The sequence below is a fragment of the Nocardia xishanensis NBRC 101358 genome, from assembly GCF_001613365.1.
Classification (GTDB): domain Bacteria; phylum Actinomycetota; class Actinomycetes; order Mycobacteriales; family Mycobacteriaceae; genus Nocardia; species Nocardia xishanensis.
In genome coordinates this window covers 1-4,052 of the sequence record NZ_BDCF01000107.1, presented here as the reverse complement: position 1 = coordinate 4,052, position 4,052 = coordinate 1, and the positions used below count along the sequence as shown (strand labels likewise).

Below are 4,052 nucleotides of genomic sequence, written 5' to 3'. Positions count from 1 at the left end.
AATCCCATACTCTTCAACGTCGTCACAGTATGGGCAGCCCTGGGGTCGGGCGACACGGGCTTCTTATTGTCATACGTCCACTCGAGCACCGCGAAATCCCGCCCCGACGACTCGATCAACCCCAAAATATCGGCCACAAACCGCTCACACGCATCCACAAGCTTCCGCAACGCCCCCGCATCCACATTCAACAACTTCAACCGGCCGTCCTGCGCACCCTTCAACAACCCAGACCACTCGGTCTGATCGAAACCAGGCCCACCCGACGACATCCCACTCCTACCGTCAATTCCACTGCGTCCGCTGAGTTTCTAGCACCGGACCTCCGCCCGGTCATGCCGGAAGACGATCGCAGCCCGGTCTGTACACCATCCGTTAACCGAGCCTCCGCGCCTGCTCGGCGGTCAGACCGGCGCCCTGACCCGCATCAGCTCGCCGGCTCGCACCATACGGTCGACCATTCCTTCGCAGGGGATTTCGGCCTGGAAGCAGGCGCGGGCACCGTCGAGGCGGCCGTGTGCGACGGCCACCTGCAACAGGTCGCGGGAGTAATGCGCGAAGTGACGCGCCATGGCGCCGCCGCTGCTCGCGGCCTCCGTGGCCCGCGCCAGCCAGCTCTCGAAGCTCGGGTACGGATAATGCAGAATCATGGGGGCCGTCACCGTTCCGCTCGCGCCGGTGAATCCGCTGAAGCCGTGTTTGTCGGCAGGTGTGATATCGCGGCCGAGGCGGACGGCGCTGCGGTTCGCGGGCGCGTCGAGGAAGGGGGAGCACCCGCTGACCCGGAATACGGTGCACTCGCGGAATGGGTCGTCGACCGGGTGCGGCATCGGTACGGCCTCGTGGGCGAGGAAAGTGACCTGTCCGGCCCCCGGGATCTGCCAGCGGCGCCTGCCGTCGTCGTAGAACAGTTCCCGCGGGCCGAGCGGGAGCAGCCATGCCATGTCGGCGGCGCGTGCGGTCGCGACGGCGGCGTGGATATTGGCCACCTCGCGCTCGACCGGATCGGCGTCGGGAACCGCGTTGTCGCACACCAGTACCGGGTGCTCGGCGGCCTCCGCGAATGCGCGCACGGCCGGATCGTCGGTGTAGACGATGATCAGATCCGCGTGGGCCGCGTGGTGGTCGAGCCAGGCCGTCAGCCCCGGCCGAAGCCGGTCGACGGTGACGCAGATCGCGGTCGGCTCCTCAGTCGGTCGCCGGTGCCCGGCGCCGACGCCCCGGTGCACCCGGGTGGTCAGATCGGAGATCTCGTGCCGCGCCAGGTAGTCGCGGTATTCCGTCCACGGGTTCACGCCCGCCGCGCGCGCCGCCGTGAGATTCGGGCCGCCGACCGGCCGGGTATGCCGGACGGTCACCGCGTCGACGATGGCGATCGACGAGGTGTCCGGGACGAATCGGGGCCAGTGGAAATCCAGACCCCATCCGGTCTGAGTGGCATCGAATGTCGGCAGGCAGCGCCGCAGGAACTCCCGGCGGAAACACGGCGCCATGATCTCGACGAAATTCGTGTACCTGAGTTCGAACCTGCGATCCACCAGGGTGATCTCGTGGGTGTAGTAGCTGTCCTCGGTGAGCGCGGGCTGCGACAGCGAAAGCCGGTACCGCGCAGCGTATTCGAATATCGCGTTGACGGCCGCGGCGTCGGTGGCCAAATCGTCGTCGGGGAGCCAGATGTAGTCGTAGTCGTCGATCGACTCGGCCAGATCGACGGTGAGCACATGATGCAGCGCGGGCCATTTGGGCCCTTTGCGGTCCAGCCGGAGCACGTCGCCGCCGCGATACCGGTGCGGGTCGTCGCCGAAATAGCTGACGACCAGATCCCAGGTGCGAGGCACCGGCCCGGCGAGCCATTGTTCGTGCAACGAGGCGTCACCGGCCCGCAGCACCACCAAGTTCCTCCGTCGCCCGGTGGTACGAAATGCGCTGGACCGCTGCCGGACCGCTGTCGTCATCACGACCTCCTCATGCGGCGTACCAGCCCTCGCCCCACAGCGTGCCGAGGCGTTCGAAATACGTCTCGTACTGCGGAGCAACGACATCGGTAGAGAACTTCGACACCGCGTACTCGCGAATCGCCCGGTAGTCGAGCTTGTCCACGGCGTCGGCGGCCTCGCAGAACTCGCGCAGCGTGCGGCAGCGAAAGCCGTGTACGCCGTGCTGCACCGTCTCGGTGAACACACCCCAGTCGGTGGTGATCACCGGAGTCCCGCACAGCATCGCCTCGGCATGCACGCCGCCGAAAGGTTCCAGGTACAGCGAGGGAACGAAAACCGCACGGGCCCGGCTCATCAGCTCACCCCGGCGCACGTGATCGACTACGCCGACATACTCGGCGACATCGGCGGGCGGCGCCACACCGGCGCCCGCGACGACCAGCTTCACCCCTAGCCGCTGACAGGTATCGATGGCGATCTGGATACCCTTGGCCTCGGTGAGGCGACCCATGAACAGGAAGTAGTCGTCCTTGGCTTCGGAGAACGGGAAGTCCTCCACCTCATAGTAATTCGGTATCACCGCATCGTAGAAATGGCCGCGGGCGCTCATCACGCCGGGAGTCGTTGCGTGCGAACCGTAGACGGCGTGCATCCACGCGTAGCTTTCGAACACCCGGTAGTTCGCGAACACCCCGCTGTACCCGATCCCGAACTCGACGGTCATGAGCTCGGGGAAAGTCTCCGCGATCGGCCGCTGGCAGGTGCCGCCGAGCACGCAGATGAAATCGCGGTCCGACTTGCGCTTGGCGATCTCGGTGATGGCGCGCTCGTTGGTTGTGGTCCAATGCGGATCGTAGGCATTCCAAGTCAGGTTGTTGAGTTCCTTGTAGAGATCGTTGCCGCCGAACCATTCGGCCTGCTCCGACTTCGACGCGATGGTGACGAACTCGGTGCAGGCCGCGTCGTTCTCCTCGCCGCCGTACAGGAACACCTCGTGGCCCAGTCCCGTCATCATCCCGGCGAAACGCCGGATCTTCTGGGTATAGGCGCACGGCTGATAGTGCTTGGTTGTCTGTGTATTGGGGAAGTTCACCACATGAAAACGCATGGCAGAGCTCGCATTCAGCTCGAGGTATGGGCCGGTCAGCGGTCGATGACGGGCCGTACCGACAGGGGGTCTTCGCCGACGGCCTCTTCCAAGTGCTCGGTGCTGTCGAGATAGGCCGCGCGTTTGCGTTGTTGCTGCTGCTGTTGCCCGCCGGGAGCACCGCCCATGCCGCCACCCATCGGGTAACCGCCGTAGGGCATCGCGGCCGACGGAGACATACTGGCGCGCGCGTCAACCGTCTCGGTCGCGTTTCCTGACGAACCCGCCCGGGGAAACAGCTTGTCCTCGACCGGATTCGCAGGTTTAGCCGGCGAGCCGCCACCTGGCGAGCCACCACCTGCCCGGGCTGGGCTGATGTCGAAGCCGAACGGGCCGGATGCGCCGGTCGGCCCGGAGACACCCCAAGGACCGGAGGCCCAAAGGTCCCAGGGGCCGGACATAGCCCCGGACGCCAATTGCTGCAGCGCCTTCGAGAGCGCCGATAGCGGGCCGGTTGCGCCGCCGGGAGCAGCGGTGGCCGACCCAGAAGATGGTGCGCGAGAGGATGATTGGGGATCGATACCGGATTTGCCTGCGCCGCCCGGTCCGTCGTTCGGCTTGCCGCCGCCGCTACCCGTGCCGCCGCCCTCGCCGCTGCCCTTGCCACCCCCGCTGCCACCGGGCTTACCGCCCCCACCACCGCCGGTGCCACCACCCCTACCATTACCGCCACCACCACCGTTGTTGTCGCCGGTAGGCTGCTTATAGTTATATGTACCGGGCAGATCACCATTGGCACCGGCAAGCTTGTTCGGATCGGTAAACACCGGAATATACCCAGCCAACTGCTTGATCCCCGCCACATAACCCTTCTGACCACTGGTATCGTCACCAGAATCCCAGAACGTCTGCACACGAGGCAACTGCACGTCAGCAGCGGTATCGATGACCTTCGCGACCGACCCGTCACTGTGATAGTCCAACTGGTCGTAACGAGGCAGATGCGACCACACGAAAGCATTGAAATT

The 4,052-nt window shown here is 65.5% G+C and carries 3 protein-coding genes and 1 pseudogene; all 4 read right to left on the bottom strand.

Translation table 11 applies throughout. The features are described 5' to 3' along the window. The coding region (locus NX1_RS37575; RefSeq protein ID WP_218024232.1) for a hypothetical protein at window positions 1-272 on the bottom strand (272 nt) is incomplete at its 3' end. Window positions 273-404: 132 nt separating this feature from the next. Next, entirely contained in the window at window positions 405-1,955 is a 1,551-nt protein-coding gene (locus tag NX1_RS34790) for a DUF707 domain-containing protein (protein WP_169812338.1), read from the bottom strand. A gap of 10 nt (window positions 1,956-1,965) precedes the next feature. Next, entirely contained in the window at window positions 1,966-3,045 is a 1,080-nt protein-coding gene (locus tag NX1_RS34785; RefSeq protein ID WP_068069389.1) for a glycosyltransferase, read from the bottom strand. A 35-nt stretch (window positions 3,046-3,080) separates the two neighbouring features. After that, a pseudogene (locus tag NX1_RS37150) lies at window positions 3,081-4,052 on the bottom strand (hypothetical protein); the annotation flags it as partial.

Bases quoted from the DNA above. Each gene is read 5' to 3' on its own strand.
- NX1_RS34790 (WP_169812338.1), bottom strand. From the start codon at position 1,955: ATGACGACAGCGGTCCGGCAGCGGTCCAGCGCATTTCGTACCACCGGG.
- NX1_RS34785 (WP_068069389.1), bottom strand. From the start codon at position 3,045: ATGCGTTTTCATGTGGTGAACTTCCCCAATACACAGACAACCAAGCAC.